Raw genomic sequence first — 22,900 nt, 5'->3', positions numbered from 1 at the left:
GGCGGACGTCGATATGACGTCGTGTCAGAACGTACCGGATGAAGTAAGGATTGCCTACCCTCTGTTGTACTCCGGTGACGGGGGTCGGCGGAAGGGCTCCCGTGCCGCAGGCCGCGCGGGTTAGCGTGCGGTGGTGACTGCAGACGCCGCCCCCGCACCCGACCAGCCTCCGTCCGCCGCGGACGCGTACACCCCGGCCGAGCCCGACGCCAAGGACTGGACCTGGGTCCTGCGGGAGCGCTGCCCCGAGTGCGGCTTCACCGGCGCGGACGTCGCGGGACCGGACATCGCCGGCACCGTGCACGACCTCGTCCCGCGGTGGCGGGCGGCGCTGAACCGGCTCGACGTGCGGGAGCGGCCCGCCCCGACCGTGTGGTCGACCCTCGAGTACGGCGCCCACGTGCGCGACGTGCACCGGGTGTTCGGCGAGCGGCTGCGGCTGATGCTGGAGCAGGACGACCCGGAGTTCCCGAACTGGGACCAGGACGCCACCGCCGTCGCCGAGCGGTACGACCTGCAGGACCCGGGCCGCGTCGCCGACGAGCTCGCCGACGCCGCCGCGGCACTGGCCGCCCGGTTCGCCGCGGTCCGTCCCGACGAGTGGGACCGGTCGGGCCGGCGGTCGAACGGCTCGTCGTTCACCGTGACGACCCTGGGGCAGTACTTCCTGCACGACGTGGTGCACCACCTGCACGACGTGCGCGCCTGACCCGGCAGCGGCTACGGCTCCGGACCGGGTCCGGGGCCCCGGAGCGCGACGAGGCCCCTCGGACGCTTACTCCGAGGGGCCTCGCTCTGCGGGCGACGCTACGGGCGCGCGCAGAGCCCGCTGCGGAGGCGCGCCGACGCCTCCGTCGTCCACAGATGTTGTGCACAGGGCTGTGATCTCCGCACGTTCACGCGGGTGAGCCTGTGGACAACATGTGCACGGCGCGGTGGACGAGAATCCGGTCCGTCAGACCCTTGCGGCGCTCCGGAGGGCGGGACTAGAACTGCTCCATCGATCTCGGCGGACGTACTGCCCGCCGCGGGAGGACCCGCTCGACGGGGCTCGCGCGGCGGCGTCACCGGCGGGGTCGAGGCCGGACGGAGAACGACGGACCACCCCGCCAGGGCGACCTGGAGGGCTGCGGATGACGACGCAGCGGTTCGTAGGAGGCCCGAAGGCCGGATCGTCGCCGTCCCGCCCGCGGCGGTGTCCCCCTGGGGTCGCCACCGGGTGCCGGGACGGAGCCGCACCGTCAGCGCGGTCGCCGGTCCCCGACCCGTCGGGGACGAGAGGACGACGGTCAGGGAAGGGCCCCTCGGACGCTTACTCCGAGGGGCCCTTCTTGGTGCCCGGGGACGGTTGCCCACAGGGATGTCCACTTGTCCACAGGGCGGCGTCGCCCGAACGGCCCTCCCCACCACCCCAAAGGGCGATATGTCCGGTTCAGTCCACAGGAGTTGTCCCCAGCTTGTGCACGGGGTCACGGGCCGAGCGTGACGTGCGGGCGCGGCCTGTGGACGCCGTGTGCACGCCCGGTGGACGCAGGCCGGGGTCCGCTCAGGGCATGGGGACGGACGTCGGGGCGGACGCCGGGTCCGGGTCGGCGTCGAGGGGGTGCAGGTCCACCGACACCTCCGGGCGTGCGCCGCCGCCCTCCGTGAAGATGACCCCCCGCAGCGGCGGGACGTCGCCGTAGTCCCGTCCCCAGCCCAGCACGACGTACCGGTCCCCGACGAACTGGTCGTTCGTCGGGTCGACCTCCACCCACCCCGCGCCCGGCACCCAGGCGGACACCCAGGCGTGCGACGCGTCGGCGCCGCGGATCTTCGGGCGGCCGGGGGGTGGCAGCGTCTCGACGTACCCGCTCGTGTACCGCGCGGGCAGCCCGTACGACCGCAGCGCGGCGAGCATGAGGTGCGCGAAGTCCTGGCAGACGCCGGTGCGGGACTCCAGCAGCTCCGCCTGCGTCGTGGCGATCGTCGTGGACCCGGACCGGTACGTCAGCTCCGTGCGGATGCGGTGCGCGAGGTCCGCGAGCACCTCGGGGTACGCGCGCCCGGGCGTGAACGAGGCCGCCGCCCACGCGCGCACCGGGTCCGACGGCAGGACGTGCCGCGACGGCAGCAGCGCCTCCCGCCGGTCCACGAGCGGCACGCCGTCCGGGCCCGTCCCGCCGTCCGCCACCAGCCGCGCCACCGCCTCCCACGCGAGCCCCGGGAGCGCGGCGACCTCGGCGCGCCGGCGGCTCACGGTGAGCGTCGCGGCGGCAGTGACGGTGAGCGTGGTGTGCGCGGTGGTGACGGCGAAGTACGACGAGGTGTTGCCGAACCAGTCCCGGTGCTCGGCGGCGTCGGCGGGGGCGGGGTCCACGGTGACGGCGGCGGTGTGGCGCCGCTGGTCGGGCAGGTCGCGGGGCAGCAGGAGCGCCCGGCCGTAGGAGGTGGTCACGGGGCCGGGGTAGCGGTAGGTCGTCGTGTGGACGAGCTCGTAGCGGCGGCCGGTCACGCCCCCGTCCCCGACCGGTCCTGCGGCGAGGCGCCGACGCCCCACTCCTCGGCCACGGACCGCGCCGGGGCGGGCTGCGCGAAGTGCACCCGGGCGACCTCGTCGGCGATCGCCCGCAGCCGCCACGCGAGCGAGTCCAGGATCTCGGCGAGCCGCTCGCGCCCGGTGGCCGGTGCCGCCGTGGCGGCCGTGGGGACGACCGCGGCCGCGCCCACCGCCACGGGGTCCAGCTCCGCGAGCAGGTCCCGGACGTCGGCGAGCAGCCGGTCCTGCTGCTCCGTCGCGCCCGCGGGGGCCGGCACCCGGGCCAGGTCGTCCCGCAGCCGGTCGAGCTGGTAGGCGAGCGACCGCGGGTTGTCCGCGTCCAGCAGGAGCAGGTCCAGCACGCCCGGGACCGCGGGTCGGGTCTGGTAGCGCCGCCGGTAGGTGATGGCCGACTCGTGCGCGAGGAGCACCGACTCCAGCACGAGCGCCTCGACGTCCGGCGGCCGCGGTGCGGTGACCGTGGCGGCGAGCGCGGCGACGAGGGCCTGCGCGCGCTCGACCCGGCGGCCGGCGTCGAGCAGCCGCCACCCGACGTCCCGGACCAGCCCCTCGCCCTCGATCCCCGCGACCGCGAGCAGCGCCTCCAGCATGCGGTCCAGGGCGGCGCGCAGGTCGGTCGGCCGGGGGGTCCCGGCGGCGGCGGTGCGCCGCTGGGCGGCCAGCGTGCGGGCCATGCTGGCCAGCGGCAGCCAGAGGTCCGCCGACATCTGGTCCCGGACGACGGCCTGCGCCTCGGCCAGCCGGCGGACCGCGAACGCGACGCTGCCCGGCAGCGCCCGGTCCACGAGCAGGGCGTGCAGGTCCGGGCGGTCGTCGTCGGAGGACCCGGGCGCGCGGGCGCCGACCGCGTCGAGCAGCACCGCGAGCGCGCGGCCGCCGGGGCTGGCGGGCGTGCGGTGGAAGTCGTCCCAGCGGTCGGCGAGGGCGCGCAGGACCCGGACGGTGCCGTCGGCCCGCTCGGTGTACCGGCCCAGCCAGAACAGGCTCTCCGCCGAGCGCGGCGCGATGCCGCTCCCGGGGGCCCTGCCCGCCCGGGCGGCCGTGCCGGCGCCGTCCGGCGCCTCGTCCGCCGCCTCGTCCGGCGCCTCGTCCGGCGCGGGGTCGGCACCGCCGGACAGCACCCACACGTCCCGCGCCACGGCGCCGTGCGCGTGCGACACGACGGGGTGGTCGTCGTCGGGCGCCAGCCGCGCCAGCCCGCCGGCCATCACGCGGTAGCCGTCGGGTGCCGCGACCGCGAACGTCCGCAGCACCGCGGACCGGGACCGCGCGGCGCCCCCGACGGGCTCCTGCCCGACCCACGCGGCGGGCTCGGCGGCGATGCGGTCGCGCAGGCGCTCGCGGGCGGCGGCGTCCAGCGTCCAGCCCTGCACCGGGTCGGTCCCCCGGGCGACGGGCTCGAGCACGAGGCGGTCCAGGTGCGCGAGCACGTGCGCGAGCCCCTCGGGGCGCCCGCACCAGGTGGTGGCGGCCTGCGGCAGCAGCAGGTCCCGCCCGAGGACCGTCCGGGCGAGCGCCGGCAGGTGCGCCAGCAGGCCCGGGTTCTCCAGCACCGAGGCGCCCAGCGGGTTCACGACGCTCACCGTGCCCGCCTGCACCGCGCGGACGAGCCCGGGCACCCCGAGGCGGCTCCCGGCGCGCAGGTCCAGCGGATCGCACCAGTCCGCGTCGACGCGGCGCAGCACCACGTCCACCGGCTCCCGCCCGCCGAGCCCCCGCAGCCACAGGCGCCCGTCGCGGACCACCAGGTCGCTGCCCTCGACGAGCGGCAGCCCCAGCATCGACGCGAGGTACGCCTGGTCGAACGCCGTCGCGGAGGACGGGCCGGAGGTGAGCAGGACGACCCGTGGCTCGTGGTCCCCGGGCGGGGCGGCGTGCGCGAGTCCCTGTCGCAGCGCGTGGAAGAACGGGCCGATCCGGGCGATGGGGGTCTGCCGGTACACGTCGGCCAGCACCTGCGCGACGACGCGGCGGTCCTCCATCGCGTAGCCCGCACCGGACGGGGCCTGCGTGTGGTCCGACACCGCGACCCACGAGCCGTCGGGCGCGCGGCACAGGTCGGTCGCGGTGAGCACGAGGTCGTGCCCGCCCGGCAGGTGCAGGCCGTCGACCGCGCGCAGGAACCCGGGGTGCCCGAGGACGAGCTCGGGCGGCAGCAGGTCGTCCCGGAGCAGCAGCCGCGGGCCGTAGAGGTCGGCCAGCACGGCGTCGAGCAGCTCCGCCCGCTGCACGAGCGCCGCCTCCAGGGGAGCCCAGTCCGCGTCGTCCAGCACGACCGGGAGCGGGTCGAGGCGCCAGGCGCTCGCGGCGGCGTCCCCGTCCCCGTCGTCGTCCGCCGGGGAGCCGTAGGTGACGCCGTGGTCCGCGAGCAGCCGATCGGCGGCCTCCCGCAGCGCGGGGAGGCGGTCGGGGCCGGCACCCGACGGGTCCACGGCAGCAGGGCGCAGGCCGACGCCGCCGGTGGACAGCACGTCCGTCATCCGCCGCCTCCGCGCGTCCGTCGCCTCCCGGGCGCGTCGAGCCCGCGGATCGCCGCGTGGGCGGCGCGCGGCCCAGTGTGGCAGCCGGGGGTCCGCTCAGCCGAGCAGGCGCAGCCGGCCCACCACCTTGTCCACCCGGTTGCGCGGCCCGACGAGGCTGACCGCGAGGTACTCCTGGTCCTCGGACGGGCGGGCGGCGACCTCCGCGAGGTACTCGTCGTACACGCGCGTGCGCTGGGCGGCGGCGGGCATGTCGCTCACGTGCACGCCCGGGGCCGCGTGGGCCTTCGCCCGCACCGCGGCGAGCTCGGCGCGGGACGCGCCCAGCACGGTGCAGCCCGCCCAGGGGAGCCCGGGGTGCACGGTGCCGTCCGCGTCGGCGGCGTCGGGGCCGAGCAGGCCGGTCACGCCCGAGGCGGTGGCCGCCGTGACGCACACGACGGCGTTGGCGGCCTGACCCGGGGCCAGCTGGTCGTCGACGACGACGACCCACTTGAGCCGGGCGGCGCGGGTCGGCTCGCCGGTGCGGATCTCCTCGGGGTCGAAGCCCACGGCGACGGCACAGCAACGAGCCCGTACGTCATACGGATACGCTCGTCGCATGGCCGATCTCGACGCACTCGACACGGCGATCCTGCGGGAGCTGCAGGACGATGCACGGCGCACCAACCGGGACGTGGCCGCCGCCGTGGGTGTCGCGCCGACGACCGCCCTCGACCGCACCCGGGCGCTCCGCGACCGCGGCGTGATCCGCGGCGCGACGCTCGAGGTGGACCTCGCGGAGATCGGCCGGCCCGTGCAGGCCCTCGTCGCCGTCCGCATCCGGCCGCCGTCGCGGCGCAACATCGAGGGCTTCCGGTCGTGGGTGGTGGGGCTGCCCGAGACGCTCGGGGTGTTCGTCACGAGCGGCACCGAGGACTTCCTGGTGCACGTGGCCGTCCCGGACAACGAGAGCCTCTACGCCTTCGTGATCGACCGGCTGACCGAACGCCCCGAGATCGCCGACGTCCGCACGTCCGTGGTCTACGAGCACCTGCGCAAGCGGCGGGTCGAGCCCGTGGTCAGCGCGGGCCGAGCTCCCCGGGGCGACCCGCCGACGCGCCGGCGACCGACGGGGCGGTGAGGGTGACGCGGAGCTCCTGCGCGATGCCGTCCGCGGCGTCGACGAGGTGCGGGTAGCGGTCCTGGTCGAGCGTGTCGAACCGCAGCTCGACGGCCTCCGCGGCACCAGGCGGGAACACCGTCCACACGACCTCGTGCCGGTGGGCCCCGTGGCTGCGCAGCGCGACGACCGCCGGTCCCGCCGGGAGGTCGCGCCGGGTGACCGCGTGGTACCCCACCCGCGTCGGCGTGCGGTGCGAGCGGCGGACCCGGCGCCGGACCAGGTCCAGGTAGGTGCCCGCGGCGTCGGGGCCGGCGGGGACGTCCGCCAGCAGCTCGCACGCCAGCCCCGCCACGACGTCGCCGCTCGGGTCGGGGACCCACGCGCCCGCGCGGACCGGCCGGCCGCCGTGCCCCGCGACGACCCGGTCGACGGCCTCCAGGGCGGACCGCAGCCGCGCCGCCGCGACCGGTCCGGCGGTGAGCGCGTCGGCCGCCCGGTGCGCGGCCCGGAGACCGTCGCCGGGGCGCCACCCGCACCAGCGTCGAGGCAGGCGCAGGTCGATCCGGGAGATCTGGCGGGGGTTCATGGGTGCCCTTCCGTCGGCGCTTGCGACGGAACCGTAGCGACGGCCGCGGGCCCCTCCGGCCTGCGTAGGGGGACCACTCAGTCGCGCAGGGCGGGGACGACGAAGGCCAGGTCCGGACACTGCCGGCCTGGCCCTCGGTGGAGCGGGTGACGGGAATCGAACCCGCGCTATCAGCTTGGGAAGCTGAAGTTCTACCATTGAACTACACCCGCGTGACCCCCGTCGCCGGGGGAACGCGCGTCCAGCATAGCGGGTCCGCCGCCCCGCCCGGGCCCGGTCCGCCCCGTCCGCCCCCGTCGGTCGCCGTCGGTCGCCGAGGTCGTCACCTCGGCACGAGGTCGTCACGCAGGAGTGACGACCTCGTGCTCGTGTGACGACCTCGTGCTCGTGTGACGACCTCGTGCCGACCGGACGACCCCGGCGCCGCACGACCGCGTCAGACGGTGACCTCGACGCGCACCGTGCTGCCCGCGGGGGCGTAGGGGACCGTCGAGCCCTCGACCGGCGCGCCGTCCACGACCAGCCGGCCGCGCGCGCCCGGCGTCCCGGAGTTGGTCACCGTGATCTCGTACCGGGCACCGCGGGCCACACGGGTCACGGTGAACGACGGCACGTCCGGGCCGATCTGCGGGTCGACGACCAGGCCGTCGTACGCGGGCCGCACGCCGAGGAGGTGCTGCGAGACGGCCACGAAGTTCCACGCCGCGGTGCCGGTGAGCCACGAGTTCTTCGCCTCGCCGTGCCGGATTGCCTCCTTGCCCGCGATCATCTGCGCGTACACGTAGGGCTCGAGCTTGTGGACGTCGGAGATGTCCTCGCGGTACGCGGGCGTGATCCGGCGGTAGTAGTCGAACGCCTTCTCGCCGCGGCCGACGACGGTCTCGCCGATGATCACCCACGGGTTGTTGTGGCAGAAGATGCCGCCGTTCTCCTTGTACCCGGGCGGGTAGGTGGAGACCTCGCCGAGCTCGATCTGGTAGCTCGTGTAGGCGGGGTGCTGCAGGACCATGCCGTGCGGGGTCGCCAGGTGCTCCTCGACCGAGTCCAGCGCGCGGACCGCGGGGCTGGCGGCGTGCTCCGGGGCGGTGGGGTCGGTGGAGTCGACGCCGATGCCCGCCATGACGGCGAAGCCCTGCGGCTCGATCCAGATCTTGCCCTCCGGCTTCGCGTCCGTGCCGATCGGGTTGCCGTAGAAGTCGTACGCGCGCAGGAACCACTCGCCGTCCCAGCCGTGCTCCAGCACCGCGGCGCGCATGGCCTCGACGTCGGCGCGGGCGCTCGCGGCCAGCTCGGTGAGCCCGCGGCGCTCGGCGAGCTCGGCGTACTCCGGGCCGATGTGCACGAACATCGCGGCGATGAACACGGACTCGGCGACGCCGCCCGCCTGGTTCTCGGTCGTCTGGAAGGACTCGCCCGGCTCGGTCGAGAAGCAGTTGAGGTTGAGGCAGTCGTTCCAGTCGGCGCGGCCGATCAGCGGCAGCCCGTGCGGGCCGCGGTTCTCGACGGTGAACCGGAACGAGCGGGTCAGGTGCTCGAACAGCGGGACCTCGGAGCCGGGCTCGTTGTCGAACGGCACGGGCTCGTCGAGGATCCCGGTGTCACCGGTCTCCTTGATGTAGGCCGCGACGCCGAGGATCAGCCACAGCGGGTCGTCGTTGAAGCCGGACCCGATGTCGTTGTTCCCGCGCTTCGTCAGCGGCTGGTACTGGTGGTAGGCCGAGCCGTCGGGGAACTGCGTCGACGCGATGTCGATGATCCGCTGCCGCGCGCGCTCCGGGACCAGGTGCACGAAGCCCAGCAGGTCCTGGTTCGAGTCGCGGAAGCCCATGCCGCGGCCGATGCCGGTCTCGAAGTACGACGCCGAGCGGGACATGTTGAACGTGACCATGCACTGGTACTGGTTCCAGATGTTGACCATCCGGTCCAGCTTCTCGTCGGTGGAGCGCACCGAGTAGGTGGACAGCAGGTCGGTCCAGTACGCGCGCAGCGCCTCGAACGCCGCCAGCGTCTGCTCGGTGGTCGCGAACCGGGCGAGCAGCGCGTGCGCCCGCTCCTTGTTCACCACCTGCAGCGCCTTGACGCCCGCGGCCTCGTCGGCCGGCGCCCACTTCTCCTCGTGCGGGTTCTCGACGTAGCCGAGCACGTAGGTGAGCGAGCGGCTCTCGCCGGGCGCGAGCGTGACGTCGACCTGGTGCGACCCGATCGGGTACCAGCCGGAGGCCACGGAGCCCGCCGACCTGCCGGCGCGGGGGACGGCCGCCTCGCCGAGCCCGTTCCAGGGACCCACGAACGTGTCACGGTCCGTGTCGAAGCCGTCGGCCCGGGTGTTCACGCCGTACACGGCGTAGTGGTCGCGCCGCTCGCGGTACTCGGTCTTGTGGTAGATCGCGGAGCCGCTCGGGCCGTCCAGCTCCACCTCGACCTCGGCCAGCGACAGGTTGCGCTGGTAGTTGGTCTGGTCGTCCTGGGCGTTCCACAGGCAGAACTCGACGAACGAGAACAGGCTGACGGTCTTCTCGGCGTCGGAGGTGTTGGTGAGCGTCACGTGCTGCACCTCGGCGGTCTCGCCGAGCGGCACGAAGAACAGCGTGTCGACGCGCAGGCCGCCGCGCTCGCCGGTGATCCGGGAGTAGCCGAGGCCGTGCCGCGTCTCGAAGTGGTCGAGGTCCGCCTTCACCGGCAGCCAGCCGGGGGTCCAGACGTCGCCGCCGTCGTTGACGTAGAAGTAGCGGCCGCCCTCGTCGGTGGGGATGTTGTTGTACCGGTAGCGCGTGAGGCGGCGCATCTTCGCGTCGCGGTAGAACGAGTAGCCGCCGCCCGTGTGCGAGAGCAGGGAGAAGAACTCCTCCGAGCCGAGGTAGTTGATCCACGGGTAGGGCGTGTGCGGCGTCGTGATGACGTACTCGCGTGCCTCGTCGTCGAAGTGGCCGTACCGCATCGTTGCGCCTCTCGGTGTCGGGTGCTCTGCCGCGCGGGAGCGCTCCCACACCCGCGACGCCGGTCAGCATAGCGCCCGTCCGAGGCGGCTCCGCCAGGACCCTCGGGGCCTCCGGCACACCGCGGAACCGCGGGCCGGCCGGAGCGGAGGTCCCACTCAGCGGCGCCCGGCGGCGCCTAGCGTCCCGGCATGCCCTCCACCCGTGGCTGCCCGCCGTGACGGTCCACGTGTACGTCGACGAGTCGAAGGCCGCCGACTACCTGCTCGCGGCGACGATGGTCGAGCCCGGACGTGTCCCGGCGGCGCGGTCCGCCGTCCGCGCGCTCGTGCCCCCGCGGCAGAACCGCCTGCACATGCGCCACGAGCCGGACCGCCGCCGGCGGACGATCCTGTCCGCGCTCGGACGGCTCGATGTCGCCACGACGCTCTACCGCGCAGCTGCCTCACCTGCGTCGACGCAGATCGAGCGCCGACGGGCCTGCCTTGCCCGGCTCGTCGCTGACGTCGCCGGGCGGAGCGACCGGCTCGTGATCGAGTCCGACGAGACGCAGGACGCCCGCGACCGACGCGACCTCATCGAGCTCACGCGCGCCGCAGGGTGCCGCGACACGCTCCGGTACGAGCACCTGCGTGCGGGCCAGGAGCCGCTGCTGTCGGTGCCGGACGTCGTCGCCTGGTCGTGGGCGCGTGGCGGGGAGTGGCGGCGGCGTGCGTCCGGCATCGTCACTGCGGTCGTCGACGTCTAGGCGTGCGTAGGGCCCGGGCGCCACGTCCTCCGGACATGGTCCCGGGCCCTCGACTTCCACGGGGATCAGCTCCCTGGGCGATGTCACGACGCTACCGGAGCCGCGCTGCCGCCGGGAAGGACCTCCGGCCCGCACCGGGTCGGTACCGTGGTCCCGTGCTGCTCTCCGACCGCGACATCACCGCCGAGCTCGACTCCGGACGGGTGGTCCTCGACCCCTACGACCCCGCGATGCTGCAGCCGTCGAGCATCGACGTGCGCCTGGACCGGTTCTTCCGGCTGTTCGACAACCACAAGTACCCGGTCATCGACCCGTCGCAGGACCAGCCCGACCTCACGCGGCTGGTCGAGGTCGACCCGGACGAGCCGTTCGTGCTGCACCCCGGGGAGTTCGTGCTCGGGGCGACGTACGAGCAGGTCACGCTGCCCGACGACATCGCGGCCCGCCTGGAGGGGAAGTCGTCCCTCGGCCGGCTGGGCCTGCTCACCCACTCGACCGCGGGGTTCATCGACCCGGGCTTCACCGGGCACGTGACGCTCGAGCTGTCGAACGTGGCGACGCTGCCGATCACGCTCTGGCCCGGGATGAAGATCGGGCAGATGTGCTTCTTCCGGCTGTCGTCGCCGGCGCTGCAGCCGTACGGCTCCGGGGCGACCGGCTCCCGCTACCAGGGTCAGCGCGGCCCGACCGCCTCGCGGTCCTGGCAGAACTTCCACCGCACGCAGGTCTGACGGCGGTCCCGGACGTGACCAGCCTGCTCCCCCCGCTGCCGGAGGTCGCGGCCGGCGCGCGTGCCGCCGTGACGCCCCCGCCCGGCCGGCACCTCCTGGTGCTGCCCGAGGGCGTCGCGCCGGACGAGGTCGAGGTGCTCGCCGCCAGCCGGTTCCCGTCCGCGCGCTGGGAGCGCCCCCCACGGGTGCCGTCCGGCCGGCGTGCCTCCGGCGCCGCCCGGGGCGTGGTGCCGCTCGCGACGCCGGGAGTGCTGCGGCTCGGCCGGCTCTCGACGCTCACCGGCCCGTACGCGCTGGAACCGGCGCAGGTCGCGCGCTGGGGTCTGCCGACCGGCAGCCGGACCGCCTGGGTGGTGGACTGCCCGCGCGAGCGCGCGGAGGGCCCGGCGTTCGGCGGTGACCGCGACGGCCTGCGCCGCGCGTTCGGCACCGCGGGGCCGGTCCGTGAGGAGCAGCGGGTGGTCCAGTGGCTCGTCGCCGCCGCCCGCCGCCTGGGCGGCGCCCTGCGGGTCGAGTCCGGGGTCGTCCTGGAGCCCGAGATGGACGCGGCGCTCGACCTCGCCGTGCTCACCGACCGCTGGGTGGAGCCGAGGGTCGTCCTCACCGCGGTGCGGCGCGTCGCGCCCCGGGCCCGGCTCGACGGACCCGGTGTCGCGACGGACGTGGACGTCCCCGTGCGCGCCACGCCCGAGGAGGCGGGCGCTGCCCTCGCCGCCCGGGACCGGGCCGGTGCGGGCGTCGCCGACCCCGAGGAGCGGCGCCGGCTGCACGCGGAGGCCGACGCCTACGACGCGCACATGCGCGCGAACCCGCCGCCGTCCGAGGCGTTCGGCGTCCAGATCGACCTCGGGGTCGACGGGATCGTCGTCGTCGAGGTCGCCGCGGAGCTGGACGTCCCGGTCGTGCTGTCCGCGCTGGACTGGGCCCAGGGCGAGGTCGTCGCGTACCGCGTGCGGTGGGAGCCCCCGGACGTCGAGCAGCTGGAGTCCGAGCGGCCGTCGCTGCCGCACCGCGTCGCCCGCGGCCGCGCCGCCCGGGTGGTCCGTGGGGTTGCCCGGGAGGTGCACGCCGACGTCGGCGGGGAGATCGCCGACATGGCCGGGTTCCTGGTCGACCCGGTGGACCTCTGACGCTCTCCGCCCGCGGTTGCGGCCCGCTGGGCCCCGTCCGACGATGGCGGCGCACGCCCGCCGAGCACGACTGCGGCGGGCGTGGCGCGTTCGCACCCGTCCGAGCACGGAGGACCTCGCATGGCCGACCAGTTCACCTTCCAGGACCCGATCACCCAGTACCGGATGCCGGAGCCGCCCGCGCAGAGCCAGGACGGACCGGGGCTCGACGCGGACCTCCGCCCGCAGGCCGACCACGGCGAGGACACCTACCGGGGGACCGGCCGGCTGACGGGCCGCAAGGCGCTGGTCACGGGCGGTGACTCGGGCATCGGGCGAGCTGTGGCGATCGCGTTCGCGCGGGAGGGCGCGGACATCGTGCTCAGCTACCTGCCCGAGGAGCAGGAGGACGCCGACCACGTCGCCGAGGTCGTGCGTGCGGCCGGCCGGACGATCGTCCTGGCCCCGGGTGACATCGCGGACGAGTCGTACGCCCGCTCGCTGGTGCGGACCGCCGTCGACGAGCTGGGCGGGCTGGACGTCGTCGCGAACATCGCGGGGCGGCAGCAGTACGTCGAGGACCTCGCGGACCTGACGTCGGAGTCGTTCGACCTGACGTTCCGGACCAACGTGCACGCGATGTTCTGGATCATCCAGGAGGCGCTCCCGCACCTGCCGAAGGGCGCGAGCATCATCAACACGTCGTCGATCCAGGCGTACAACCCGTCGCCGATCCTGGTCGACTACGCGACCACGAAGGCCGCGATCAACACGATGTCGAAGGCGCTCGCGCAGCAGCTCGCCCCGAAGGGCATCCGCGTCAACGTGGTCGCCCCGGGCCCGATCTGGACCCCGCTGCAGACCGCGGGCGGCCAGCCGCCGGAGAAGCTGCCGGACTTCGGGAAGCAGACGCCGTTCGAGCGCGCCGGGCAGCCCGCCGAGCTGGCGCCCGCGTACGTGTTCCTCGCGTCGCCGGAGTCCAGCTACGTCAGCGGCGAGACCCTGAACGTCAACGGGGGGACGCCGACCCCGTGACGGCGGACCGGGAGCGCGCGTGACCGAGCAGCCGGGGCTGCAGAACCTCGACGGCGACGCGGGGCACGCGACCGAGGGCTCCGGGCACGCCGCCGCGGAGGACCTGCGCGACCCGACCCCCCGCACCGACGGGTACGCGGACCTGCGCGCGTACGCGGCGCTGGGGGACGGGCGCACCCTCGCCCTGGTCGCCGACGACGGCCGGGTCGACTGGTTCCCCCTGCCCGACCTCGACACGCCGCCGGTGTTCGCGGCGCTGCTCGACGCGGACGGGGGCGGGCGGGTCGAGCTCGCCCCCACGGTCCCGTTCCGGCTGCGGCGCCAGTACGTGGTCGGGACGAACGTGCTCGTCACCACCTACGTGACGGACGGCGGCTCGGTGCGGGTGACCGACGCGATGAACACGGGCGTGGCGGGGCGGCTGCCGTGGACGGAGCTCGCCCGCCGTGTGGACGGCCTGTCCGGGTCCGTCCCGATGGCGTGGCGCGTCGCGCCCGGGACGGTGCTCGGGACCGCCTCCCCCTGGGTGCAGACGACGCTGCACGGGCCGGTGCTCCGGGCCGACGGCCTGACCCTGTCCGTTCGGACGCTCGGCGAGATGACCACGACGTCCGACGACCGCGCGTGCACCGGCGTCTTCGAGGCGACGGCCGGCTCCCGGCACCTCGTCGCGGTCGTGGGTACCGAGCGTGAGCCGGTGCTGCTGCCCGACCCCGCGGACGTGGACCGCGGCGTCGACCGCACGATCGAGAACTGGCGGGCCTGGACGCGGGAGTTCCACTACGACGGGCCGTGGGGCAAGGCCGTGCAGCGCAGCGCCCTCGCGCTGAAGCTCCTGCTGTACTCCCCGACGGGCGCGATCGCCGCCGCGGGGACGACGTCGCTGCCGGAGAGCCGCGCGGGCGGGAAGAACTGGGACTACCGGTACGCGTGGGTCCGGGACGCCGCGTACACGCTCGACGCCTGGATCGGCTTCGGGCTCCGGGAGGAGGTGCACGCCTCGATCTCGTGGGTGCTCCGGACCCTGCGGGAGCACGGGCTGCAGGTGTTCTTCACGCTCGGCGGCGGGCTGCCGCCCGAGCGGGAGCGGACCGACGTGCCGGGCTGGCGGGGGATCGGCCCCGTGGTCACCGGCAACCGCGCGGACGGGCAGCGGCAGCTCGGGGTGTACGGGGACGTGCTGGCCGTCGTGCGGGGCTACGTCGACGCCGGGAACCTGCTGGACGCCGACACCGCGCGGCTGCTCGCGGCCGTGGCGGACGAGGCGTGCGACGCGTGGCAGCGCCCGGACGCCGGCATGTGGGAGCTGCCCGACGACCAGCACCACACCACCTCGAAGCTCGGGTGCTGGCAGGCGCTGCAGTGCGCCGTGCACCTGGCGGAGGCCGGGCAGATCCCCGGCGACGCCGACCGCTGGCGCGCGGAGGCGGAGCGGATCCGCGCCTGGGTCGAGCAGAACTGCTGGTCGCCGGAGCGCGGCGCGTACGTCATGCACCCCGGCAGCGACGCCCTGGACGCCTCGATCCTGCTGCACGCGCGCAGCGGGTTCGACACCGGGGAGCGGATGAGCCGGACGGTCGACGCGCTGCGGGCCGAGCTCGGCGACGGGCCGCTGCTGCACCGGTACTCCGGCATGCAGGACGAGGAGGGGGCGTTCGTCGCGTGCGCGTTCTGGGGGGTGTCCGCGCTCGCGCTGGTCGGCCGCACCGACGAGGCGCGGGAGTGGATGGACGAGCTCCTGGGTCTCGCGAACGACGTGGGCGTGTGGCCGGAGATGGTGGACGCCAGGACGGGGGACTTCCTCGGCAACCTGCCGCAGGCGCTCAGCCACCTGGCGCTGGTCCAGGCGGCGCTCACGCTGGCGCCCGCGCTGCGGGAGGACGCGGCGGGCGGCTGAGCCGCGGTCAGCCGGCCGTCGTCGGTCCCTCCGGGTCCACCTGGCCGAGCTGCTCCGTCGCCGCCGTCGCGCTCCGGCGCTCGCGTCGCCGGGTCGGCGTGCCGGGCGCGGGGGTGCCGTCCGGGTCGACGGGCTCCAGCACGATCGTCGCGTCGGTCGACCCCGTCGGTCGACCGCCCGCCGCCCGCGCACCGGGGACCTCCGGCTCCGCGGGAGCAGCGTCGAGCGCGGAGGCGCCGGCAGCGGAGGAGCCGGGCACGGCCGCCGCGCCCGCGGGGGCGTCGGCCGGCAGACGGTCCGCCGGGCCGGCGTCCGGGGTCTCGTCCGCCGGCGGCGGCGTGAGCTGGATCGCCGTGGTGGTCGCGGAGGGCGCGACCGCCGGACCCCGCCGGCCGCTGGTGCGCCGTGCCGGGGCGGCCCGCGCCGGGACGATCCGCGCGACCGGCTTCCCGTCGCGGGTCAGCGTGACCTCGTCGCCGTGCTCCACGGACCGGAGCAGCTCCGGCAGCCGCGCACCGGCCTCCTCGACGGTCACTGCGCCGGGGCCGGCAGCGGCAGCCAAGCGCGCGTGCCGGCGGGCGTCCTGCGCGCGGGTGACGGCCTTCATCGCCTCGATCAGCAGGAAGACGATGATCGCGAACCCGAGCGTGAGCGCCCACTCGCGCGGCCCGATGGGTGCGGAGTCGAACCAGGAGTTCATGAACGGGACGTACGTGAACACCAGCTGCAGCACGATGAGCGCGCCGGACGCGATCCACACGACGCGGTTCCCGCGGAGGACCCGCGGCGTGAGGCTCGACTCGCCGAGGAACCGGCAGTTGAACAGGTAGGCGAGCTGCCCGAGGGCGAGCATCGTGACCGCCGTCGTCTGGGCGACGTCCGTGGCGGTACCGCGGGCGCGCTCGATCGCGAAGACCCCGAGGGTCGCGCCGCCGATGAGCAACGACGCGACGACGACGTGCTCGAGCGACTCGCGCGAGAGCACCGATCCGCCCGGCTTGCGCGGCGGACGCGACATGACGCCGGGCTCGGCCGGCTCGTACGCCAGCGCGAGCGAGAGCGTCACGGCGGTGACGAGGTTGACCCACAGGATCTGGACGGGCGCCAGCGGCAGCGTGAGGCCGAACAGCACCGCCACCAGGATGACCAGGGACTGGGCCCCGTTGGTGGGCAGCAGGAACACGACGGACTTGCGGATGTTGTCGTAGATCCGCCGCCCCTCCTCGACGGCCCGCTCGATGGTCGCGAAGTTGTCGTCGGCCAGGACGATCTCGGCGGACTCCTTGGTCGCCTCGGTGCCCTTGATGCCCATCGCGATGCCGACGTCCGCGCGGGTGAGCGCGGGTGCGTCGTTCACGCCGTCCCCGGTCATCGCCACGACCTCGCCGTGCGACTGGAGGGCGCGGACGATGCGGATCTTGTGCTCGGGGCTGGTGCGCGCGTAGACGTCGACGTCCCGGACGCGCGTGCGCAGCTGCTCCTGGGTCATCGCCTCCAGGTCCGCCCCGGTGAGGGCGTGGACGTCGCCGTCCGCCGCGACGATCCCGAGCTCGCGGGCGATGGCGGTCGCGGTGCCGGCGTGGTCTCCGGTGATCATCTTGACGCGGATGCCCGCGCGGTGGCAGTCCGCGATGGCCTGCACGGCTTCCGGCCGCGGGGGGTCGACGATGCCGAACACGCCCAGGAAGACGAGGCCCTCCTCGACGTCGGCCGCGTCGAGCGACGTGGCGTCGTCGGCGGCGGGCCGCTCCGCCGCCGCGAGCGTGCGCAGGCCCTGGCCGCCGAGCCGGTCGATGACGCCCTCCCAGTGGGCGCGGTCCAGGGGCTCGGCACGGCCGTCGGCTCCCCGCTGGTGGCTGCACCGGTCCAGGAGCCGGTCGGGCGCGCCGACCGTGCGGACCCGGGTACCGGCGCCGGGCACGCGGTCGAGCGTCGCCATGAACTTCGTCGCCGACTCGAACGGCAGCTCGGCCAGCCGCTCCACCCCGGAGACGTCCGCGCCGGCCTTGAGCGCGAGGGTGGCGATCGCTCCCTCGGTGGGCTGCCCGACGACCTTCCACTGCCCGTTCTCCTGCACGATGCGCGCGTCGTTCGCGGCGGCCGCGGCCGTGACCAGGGCCCTGAGATCGGGGTGCGCGTCGAGCGGGGCGGCGGCGCCGTCGAGCGTGACGCGCCCCTCCGGCGCGTAGCCGAGGCCCTCCACCTGGTACGTCGCGGCGGCGGTCACGACGGTCCGCGTGGTCATCTCGTTCTTGGTGAGCGTGCCGGTCTTGTCGGAGCAGATCGTCGTCACCGAGCCCAGAGCCTCGACCGCGGTGAGCTTGCGCGTGATCGCGTTGCGGCGGGCCATCTGCTGCACCCCGAGCGCGAGCGTGACCGTCACCAGGGCGGGCAGGCCCTCGGGGACCGCCGCCACCGCGAAGCCGATGGCGGCCGACACGAGCTCGGGGATGTCCCACTGGTGGATGACCCGGCCGACCACCAGCATGAACGCCGCCATCGCGAGGATGCCGAGCGACAGCGTCCGGCCGAACTTCGCGAGCTGCCGGGACAGCGGGGTGTCGAGGTGGTCGACCTCGGCGATCATCGACTGGATGCGCCCGATCTCCGTGCCGGAGCCGGTCGCGGTGACGACGCCCACGCCGGTGCCCACCGCGACGATGGTGCTCGAGTAGAGCATCGAGGCCCGGTCGCCCAGTCCGGCGTCGGCGCCGACCGCGTCGACGTGCTTCGCGGCGGGGACCGACTCGCCGGTGAGCGCGGCCTCCTCGACCTGGAGGTTCGTCGCCTCGATCAGGCGGAGGTCCGCGGGGACGCGGTCGCCCGAGCGGACCCGGACGACGTCTCCCGGCACCAGGGTCTCGGCGTCGACGACCCGCCACTCGCCGTCGCGCCGCACCTGGGCGTCCAGCGAGAGCATCGTGCGGATGCCGTCGAGCGCCCGCTCGGCCTGGCCCTCCTGGAGGAACCCGACGGCGGCGTTGATCACGGCCACCGCGAGGATCACCGTGAAGTCGATCCAGTCGCCGAGGATCGCCTTGAGCACCGCCGACGCCAGCAGGATGTAGATGAGGATGTCGTCGAAGTGCCCGAGGAGCCGGCGCAGGGCGCTGGGCCGGGACGGCGCGGGGAGCCGGTTCCGGCCCACGTCGGCGAGCCGGCGCTCCGCCTCGGCGGCGCCCAGGCCGCCCGGGTCCGAGCGCAGCTGCGCCAGGACGGCGGCGGGCGGCTCGGCGTACGGGATCGGGACGGGTGCTGCGGGGCTCGCGGACGAGGCTGTCGCGGGCACGGAGGTCGTCGTCATGTCACCACCTGACGGGTCGGCTGCCCGGCCATCGTGGCACGCCCCGTCCGTCCGGATCGAGCCCCGCCGTCTCCCTGGGGACGACGGGCGGGGGTCGCGCGCGGGATGCCATGCCCCGCGGCACCCACGTGCGGGACGGTGGTCCCGGCGGTCAGGAGGCCGCGACGGCCGGTTCGGCGGCGGGCGGGACGGCCGGCGACGCGGCGGCGCGACGCTCGAAGCCGGACGCGGCGAGCAGCGCCACGACGCCGAGCACCGTGATGGCCGCGCCGGCCCAGAGCGGTGAGGTGTAGCCCAGCCCGGCCCCGATGGTCAGGCCGCCGATCCAGGCGCCGAGCGCGTTGCCGATGTTGAACGCCGCGATGTTGGCGCCGGACGCGAGGGTGGGGGCACCGGCGGCGTGCCGCATGATCCGCATCTGCAGGCCCGGGACGGCGGCGAACCCGAACGCGCCCATCAGCACGAGCCAGACGACGGTGAGGGGCCGGCTGCCCGCCGTGAGGGCGAAGGCGACGAGCACGAGCGTGAGCGCGACGAGCACGCCGACCAGCGTCGGGGTGAGCGCGCGGTCCGCACCGCGCCCGCCGAGCAGGTTGCCGGCGAACATGCCGACGCCGAACACCACCAGCAACCACGGGACGGTGGAGGAGGCGAAGCCGGAGACGTCCGTCAGCGTGAACGCGATGTAGGTGAACCCGCCGAACATGCCGCCGTAGCCGAGCACGGTGATGACCACGGACCACCAGACCTGCGGCTCCCGGAACGCCGCGAGCTCGGCGCGGACGCTCGTGACCGGTGCGCCGTCCTGGGCGGAGGCGGCGGGCACCAGCAGGAGGATGCCGACCAGCGCCACGACACCGATCGCCGTGATGGCCCAGAACGTCGAGCGCCACCCGAGCTCCTGGCCGAGCAGCGTGCCGAACGGCACGCCCAGCACGTTGGCGGTGGTCAGGCCCGCGAACATGGTGGCGACGGCACCCGCGCGCCGTTCCGGTGCGACCAGGCCCGCCGCGACGACCGCGCCGATCCCGAAGAAGGCGCCGTGGCACAGGGCGGCCAGGATGCGGCCGCCCATCATGACGCCGTAGGTGGGGGCCAGCGCGGACAGCAGGTTGCCCGCGATGAACAGGACCATGAGCCCGACGAGCACCCGCTTGCGGTCGAACCGGGTGACGGCGGCGGTCAGGCCCACCGCGCCCACGGCCACGGCGATCGCGTAGCCGGAGATGAGGTAGCCGGCGACCGGCTCCGTGACCCCGAAGTCCGCGGCCACCTCGGGCAGCAGGCCCATGATGACGAACTCTGTGAGCCCGATCCCGAAGCCGCCGACGGCGAGGGCGAGCAGGGCGAGTGGCATCCGGGCCTCCGTGCTGGTGAGTGCAACATCCCGCGTCTGCACTAGTTGCAGACGCAAGAGCCGATGCTTGCACGCGCGCCCTATCGGCGCAAGCGCGCTACGATGACCGCCGGACGAGGAGGACTCATGGGGATCGCCGACGACGCGGTGCAGGTGCGCGCGCAGGGCTGGCGCTCGCTCGCGGCGCTGCACGGGCTGATCGAGGGGGCGCTCGAGCGCGCGCTCCAGTCCGGCCACGAGCTGTCGGTCGTGGAGTTCACGGTGCTCGACGCGCTGTCGCGCCAGGACGGCTGGCACATGCGGATGCAGCAGCTCGCCCGCGCCGCCGCGCTCAGCGCCAGCGCCACCACCAGGCTGGTGACGCGGCTGGAGGACCGCGGGCTGCTGACCCGCGTCCTGTGCCAGGACGACCGGCGCGGGATCTACACCGAGCTGACGCCGGCCGGCGAGGCCCTGCTCCGGGCTGCCCGGCCGACGCACGACGTGGCGCTCGCGGACGCGCTCGCGCAGGGGGAGGCCACGCCCGAGCTGGCGCCGCTCGTCGGTGCGCTGCACGCGCTCCCGGTGGCCGCGGTCGTCTGACGCGTGCGGCCGGCGGGCCGGGCCGGGGTGAGTGATCCTCGCCATGTTTTACGTGCTGTTCACCCGCAGGGGGTGCAACCGGGCAATTCGCCCAGCAGGATGGGTGAACGGATCCGGATCGAGGGGGGCGAGTCATGGAGCACACGACCAAGGACCAGCAGGCGGCGGACGCGCAGCGCGAGGAGATCGCCTGGACGTCGGTGAGCAACCCCCGGCGCGTGCGCATCTGACGCGCCGGACGCCATGACCTCCGAGAGCCCCGCGGCACCTGCCGCGGGGCTCTCGTCGTGCTGCCGTGGGCGAGTGCCGCCCGCGGGCCTCAGCGGTCGCGCAGGCGGGCGAGCACCGCGCGGGCGTCGGCCAGTGCCGTGTCGTCCCGGACCCCGGTGACCGCGTTGTAGTACATCCCGTCCCCGACGAGCTGGACGACGTGGGCCACCGCGGGGTCCTCGAGCTCGGCGAGCAGGGCCTCGTACCAGCGGCCACGGAGCTCGTCGAGCACCGCCGTGGCGTCGTCGTCGGACTCCTCGGCGAGCCGGACGGCCGCGATCAGCGCGCGATCCAGCGGGCCGCCGGACTCCGTCGACCCGCGCAGGTAGTACTCCGCCGCGCCCTCGGGTGCCGTGCGCATCGCGGCGACGTCGGCCTCCCCCAGCAGCGCGAGGCGCTCGCGCTGCCCCTGCACCAGGGCCGCCTTGCTGGGGAAGTGGTAGAGCAGCCCGCCCTTCGACACCTCGGCCGCGGCGGCGACCGCGTCCAGCGTGGCGGCGCGCGGTCCGTGGGCGATCAGCAGGCCCTCGAACGCGTCGAGCAGGCGGTCGCGGGTCGCGGACATGGGAATGACCGTACCGGCCGTGACGCTATACCGTCCAGACGGTACAGTAACCGTCGTCCAGCCCCGACGAACGAGGTCACCACCATGTCCGCCCCGGCCACCACCGGCCCCTCCGCCCGCACCGCCACGCCCGCTCCGCTGACGCACCGCGGGCGCCCCGTCCGCCCCTGGGCGGTGCTCGTCGTGCTGATGCTGCCCGTGCTGCTCATCTCGGTCGACAACACCGTCCTCAGCTTCGCGCTGCCCTCGATCACGGCCGCCCTCGGGGCGTCGGGCTCCGAGCTGCTGTGGATCGTCGACGCGTACCCCCTGATGCTCGCGGGCCTGCTGGTGCCCATGGGGAGCCTCGGCGACCGGGTGGGCCGGCGCCGGCTGCTGCTCGTCGGGGCCACCGGGTTCGCGCTGGTGTCGCTGCTCGCGGCGTGGTCGACCAGCCCCGCGCTCCTCATCGCGTCCCGGGCCCTGCTCGGCGTCTTCGGCGCGACGCTCATGCCGTCCACCCTGTCGCTGATCCGGAACGTGTTCCTCGAGCGCGGGCAGCGCCGGCTGGCCATCGCGATCTGGGCGTCCGCCTTCGCGGGGGGTGCCGCGCTGGGGCCGGTCGTCGGCGGTGCGCTGCTCACCCACTTCTGGTGGGGGTCCGTCTTCCTGCTCAACGTGCCGGTGCTCCTGGTGCTGCTGCCGCTCGCGCTGCTGCTCGTGCCGGAGTCGAAGGACCCGGCGCCCGGCCCGCTGGACCCGTGGAGCATCGTGCTGTCGCTCGCCACGATGCTGCCCCTGGTGCACGCGGTGATCGCGGTGGGGGAGCACGGCGTGACCGGCTCGACCGTCGCCGGGGTGCTGGTCGGCCTCGCGGCGGGCTGGGCGTTCGTGCGCCGGCAGCGCCGGCTCGCGTCACCGATGCTCGACGTGGCGCTGTTCACCCGGCCGACGTTCTCGGGCGCGGTCGCGGCGAACCTCCTGTCGGTGCTGGGCTTCTCCGGGCTGCTCGTCGTCGTCTCGCAGTTCCTGCAGCTCGCCGCGGGCCTCAGCCCGATGGACGCCGGGCTCGTGCTGGTGCCCGGGCTGGCGGCGTCCGTGCTCGCGGGCCTGCTGGCCGTGCGGCTGGTGCGGTACGTGCGCCCGGGGACGCTGATCGGGTCGAGCTTCCTGCTGGCCGCGGTCGGCTACGGGGTCCTCACGCTCGTCGGGGACGTCCCCACGCCCGTCACCGTCGCCGTGACGTTCGTCGTCATGGGGGTCGGGGTCGGGCTCGCGGAGACGCTGACCAACGACCAGATCACCACCGCCGTCCCGCCGGAGAAGGCGGGTGCGGCGTCGGCGATCTCGGAGACCGCCTACGAGCTCGGGACCACGCTCGGCGTGGCGCTGCTCGGGTCGGTGCTCAACGCCACCTACCGGGCGCGGGTCGGCCTGCCGGGCACGCTCACCGCGGACCAGGCGGAGGCCGCCGGGGAGACGCTCGGCGGCGCGGTGTCCGTCGCGGACGGGCTCGACGCGACCACCGGGGACGCGCTGCTCGAGTCGGCGCGGCTGGCGTTCGACGCGGGGACGCAGCACGCGGCGGCGGTCGGCGCGGTCGTGGCGGTGGCGGCGGCGGTCGTGTCGTTCGTGACCCTCCGGCGGGCGACGGCGGGCTGAGGACGGAGCCCGGCG

At 75.1% G+C, this 22,900-nt stretch carries 17 protein-coding genes, 1 tRNA gene and 1 pseudogene; 9 read left to right on the top strand and 10 right to left on the bottom strand.

The window, feature by feature from the left end; translation table 11 throughout:
* Positions 1 to 133: 133 nt before the first annotated feature.
* On the top strand, positions 134 to 709 hold the full coding sequence (locus KJP73_RS08325; RefSeq protein WP_213282331.1) for a DinB family protein: 576 nt from the start codon (positions 134 to 136) through the stop codon (positions 707 to 709).
* Positions 710 to 1,546: 837 nt separating this feature from the next.
* Here the strand turns inward: KJP73_RS08325 and KJP73_RS08320 are convergent.
* The 3 genes from KJP73_RS08320 to KJP73_RS08310 form a co-directional block, all read right to left on the bottom strand.
* Positions 1,547 to 2,494, bottom strand: a complete 948-nt coding sequence (locus tag KJP73_RS08320) for a transglutaminase family protein (protein ID WP_213282330.1) — start codon at positions 2,492 to 2,494, stop codon at positions 1,547 to 1,549.
* Positions 2,491 to 5,019: a circularly permuted type 2 ATP-grasp protein gene (locus KJP73_RS08315; protein ID WP_213282329.1), complete on the bottom strand. Its 2,529-nt coding sequence runs from the start codon at positions 5,017 to 5,019 to the stop codon at positions 2,491 to 2,493. Before KJP73_RS08315 ends, KJP73_RS08320 begins: the two co-directional genes overlap by 4 nt.
* Positions 5,020 to 5,115: 96 nt before the next feature.
* Positions 5,116 to 5,571, bottom strand: a complete 456-nt coding sequence (locus KJP73_RS08310) for a DUF2000 domain-containing protein (RefSeq protein WP_249669219.1) — start codon at positions 5,569 to 5,571, stop codon at positions 5,116 to 5,118.
* A 49-nt stretch (positions 5,572 to 5,620) separates the two neighbouring features.
* Between KJP73_RS08310 and KJP73_RS08305 the strand changes: the two genes are divergently transcribed.
* Entirely contained in the window at positions 5,621 to 6,142 is a 522-nt protein-coding gene (locus tag KJP73_RS08305; protein ID WP_213282327.1) for an Lrp/AsnC family transcriptional regulator, read from the top strand.
* Here KJP73_RS08305 and KJP73_RS08300 read toward each other — a convergent pair.
* The 3 genes from KJP73_RS08300 to KJP73_RS08290 form a co-directional block, all read right to left on the bottom strand.
* The gene (locus tag KJP73_RS08300; protein ID WP_213282326.1) at positions 6,081 to 6,710 is read right to left on the bottom strand and encodes a hypothetical protein; all 630 of its coding nucleotides are present in this window, start codon (positions 6,708 to 6,710) and stop codon (positions 6,081 to 6,083) included. The genes KJP73_RS08305 and KJP73_RS08300 overlap by 62 nt on opposite strands.
* A gap of 138 nt (positions 6,711 to 6,848) precedes the next feature.
* Positions 6,849 to 6,922, bottom strand: a tRNA-Gly gene (locus KJP73_RS08295).
* A 224-nt stretch (positions 6,923 to 7,146) separates the two neighbouring features.
* The gene (locus KJP73_RS08290) at positions 7,147 to 9,648 is read right to left on the bottom strand and encodes a GH36-type glycosyl hydrolase domain-containing protein (protein WP_213282325.1); all 2,502 of its coding nucleotides are present in this window, start codon (positions 9,646 to 9,648) and stop codon (positions 7,147 to 7,149) included.
* A gap of 215 nt (positions 9,649 to 9,863) precedes the next feature.
* Between KJP73_RS08290 and KJP73_RS08285 the strand changes: the two genes are divergently transcribed.
* The 5 genes from KJP73_RS08285 to KJP73_RS08265 all read left to right on the top strand — a co-directional run bounded on the left by KJP73_RS08285 (position 9,864) and on the right by KJP73_RS08265 (position 15,166).
* Complete coding sequence (locus KJP73_RS08285; protein ID WP_213282324.1) at positions 9,864 to 10,394, top strand: hypothetical protein; 531 nt, start codon at positions 9,864 to 9,866, stop codon at positions 10,392 to 10,394.
* 155 nt (positions 10,395 to 10,549) lie between these two features.
* Entirely contained in the window at positions 10,550 to 11,125 is a 576-nt protein-coding gene (dcd, locus tag KJP73_RS08280) for a dCTP deaminase (protein WP_213282323.1), read from the top strand.
* Between the two features lie 14 nt (positions 11,126 to 11,139).
* Positions 11,140 to 12,255, top strand: coding sequence for a hypothetical protein (locus KJP73_RS08275; RefSeq protein WP_249669218.1), 1,116 nt, complete (start codon positions 11,140 to 11,142; stop codon positions 12,253 to 12,255).
* Between the two features lie 120 nt (positions 12,256 to 12,375).
* The gene (locus tag KJP73_RS08270; protein WP_213282322.1) at positions 12,376 to 13,269 is read left to right on the top strand and encodes an SDR family oxidoreductase; all 894 of its coding nucleotides are present in this window, start codon (positions 12,376 to 12,378) and stop codon (positions 13,267 to 13,269) included.
* Between the two features lie 19 nt (positions 13,270 to 13,288).
* Positions 13,289 to 15,166: a glycoside hydrolase family 15 protein gene (locus KJP73_RS08265; protein WP_213282321.1), complete on the top strand. Its 1,878-nt coding sequence runs from the start codon at positions 13,289 to 13,291 to the stop codon at positions 15,164 to 15,166.
* A gap of 7 nt (positions 15,167 to 15,173) precedes the next feature.
* On the opposite strand, the gene KJP73_RS19240 is transcribed toward KJP73_RS08265, so the two are convergent.
* The 3 genes and pseudogenes from KJP73_RS19240 to KJP73_RS08255 all read right to left on the bottom strand — a co-directional run bounded on the left by KJP73_RS19240 (position 15,174) and on the right by KJP73_RS08255 (position 19,827).
* Positions 15,174 to 15,701 carry a type II toxin-antitoxin system Phd/YefM family antitoxin gene (locus KJP73_RS19240; protein WP_433995161.1) on the bottom strand — a complete coding sequence of 176 codons (528 nt, stop codon included), beginning with the start codon at positions 15,699 to 15,701 and terminating at the stop codon, positions 15,174 to 15,176.
* Positions 15,702 to 15,743: 42 nt separating this feature from the next.
* Positions 15,744 to 18,470 (bottom strand): annotated as a pseudogene (locus tag KJP73_RS08260) (cation-translocating P-type ATPase); the annotation flags it as partial.
* 151 nt (positions 18,471 to 18,621) lie between these two features.
* Positions 18,622 to 19,827 carry an MFS transporter gene (locus KJP73_RS08255; RefSeq protein ID WP_213282319.1) on the bottom strand — a complete coding sequence of 402 codons (1,206 nt, stop codon included), beginning with the start codon at positions 19,825 to 19,827 and terminating at the stop codon, positions 18,622 to 18,624.
* A gap of 126 nt (positions 19,828 to 19,953) precedes the next feature.
* On the opposite strand from KJP73_RS08255, the gene KJP73_RS08250 reads away from it, so the two are divergent.
* On the top strand, positions 19,954 to 20,409 hold the full coding sequence (locus tag KJP73_RS08250) for a MarR family winged helix-turn-helix transcriptional regulator (protein ID WP_213282318.1): 456 nt from the start codon (positions 19,954 to 19,956) through the stop codon (positions 20,407 to 20,409).
* A gap of 319 nt (positions 20,410 to 20,728) precedes the next feature.
* Here the strand turns inward: KJP73_RS08250 and KJP73_RS19515 are convergent, their stop codons facing one another.
* A complete protein-coding gene (locus KJP73_RS19515; protein WP_213282317.1) occupies positions 20,729 to 21,244 on the bottom strand; it encodes a TetR family transcriptional regulator in 516 nt (171 codons plus the stop codon).
* A gap of 84 nt (positions 21,245 to 21,328) precedes the next feature.
* Here KJP73_RS19515 and KJP73_RS08240 point away from each other — a divergent pair, with 84 nt between their 5' ends.
* Positions 21,329 to 22,885 (top strand): MFS transporter, encoded by a 1,557-nt coding sequence (locus KJP73_RS08240; protein ID WP_213282316.1) that lies wholly within the window; start codon positions 21,329 to 21,331, stop codon positions 22,883 to 22,885.
* Positions 22,886 to 22,900: the final 15 nt, after the last annotated feature.

Source organism: Cellulomonas hominis (assembly GCF_901521055.1).
Taxonomy (GTDB): domain Bacteria; phylum Actinomycetota; class Actinomycetes; order Actinomycetales; family Cellulomonadaceae; genus Cellulomonas; species Cellulomonas endometrii.
This window is presented reverse-complemented; position numbering and strand designations above follow the sequence as displayed.

Excerpts from the sequence above, each read along its gene's own strand:
- KJP73_RS19515 (WP_213282317.1), bottom strand. The coding sequence starts at position 21,244 with ATGTCCGCGACCCGCGACCGCCTGCTCGACGCGTTCGAGGGCCTGCTG.
- KJP73_RS08300 (WP_213282326.1), bottom strand. The coding sequence starts at position 6,710 with ATGAACCCCCGCCAGATCTCCCGGATCGACCTGCGCCTGCCTCGACGC.
- KJP73_RS08315 (WP_213282329.1), bottom strand. The coding sequence starts at position 5,019 with ATGACGGACGTGCTGTCCACCGGCGGCGTCGGCCTGCGCCCTGCTGCC.
- KJP73_RS08290 (WP_213282325.1), bottom strand. The coding sequence starts at position 9,648 with ATGCGGTACGGCCACTTCGACGACGAGGCACGCGAGTACGTCATCACG.
- KJP73_RS08270 (WP_213282322.1), top strand. The coding sequence starts at position 12,376 with ATGGCCGACCAGTTCACCTTCCAGGACCCGATCACCCAGTACCGGATG.
- KJP73_RS08240 (WP_213282316.1), top strand. The coding sequence starts at position 21,329 with ATGTCCGCCCCGGCCACCACCGGCCCCTCCGCCCGCACCGCCACGCCC.
- KJP73_RS08305 (WP_213282327.1), top strand. The coding sequence starts at position 5,621 with ATGGCCGATCTCGACGCACTCGACACGGCGATCCTGCGGGAGCTGCAG.
- KJP73_RS08255 (WP_213282319.1), bottom strand. The coding sequence starts at position 19,827 with ATGCCACTCGCCCTGCTCGCCCTCGCCGTCGGCGGCTTCGGGATCGGG.
- KJP73_RS08250 (WP_213282318.1), top strand. The coding sequence starts at position 19,954 with ATGGGGATCGCCGACGACGCGGTGCAGGTGCGCGCGCAGGGCTGGCGC.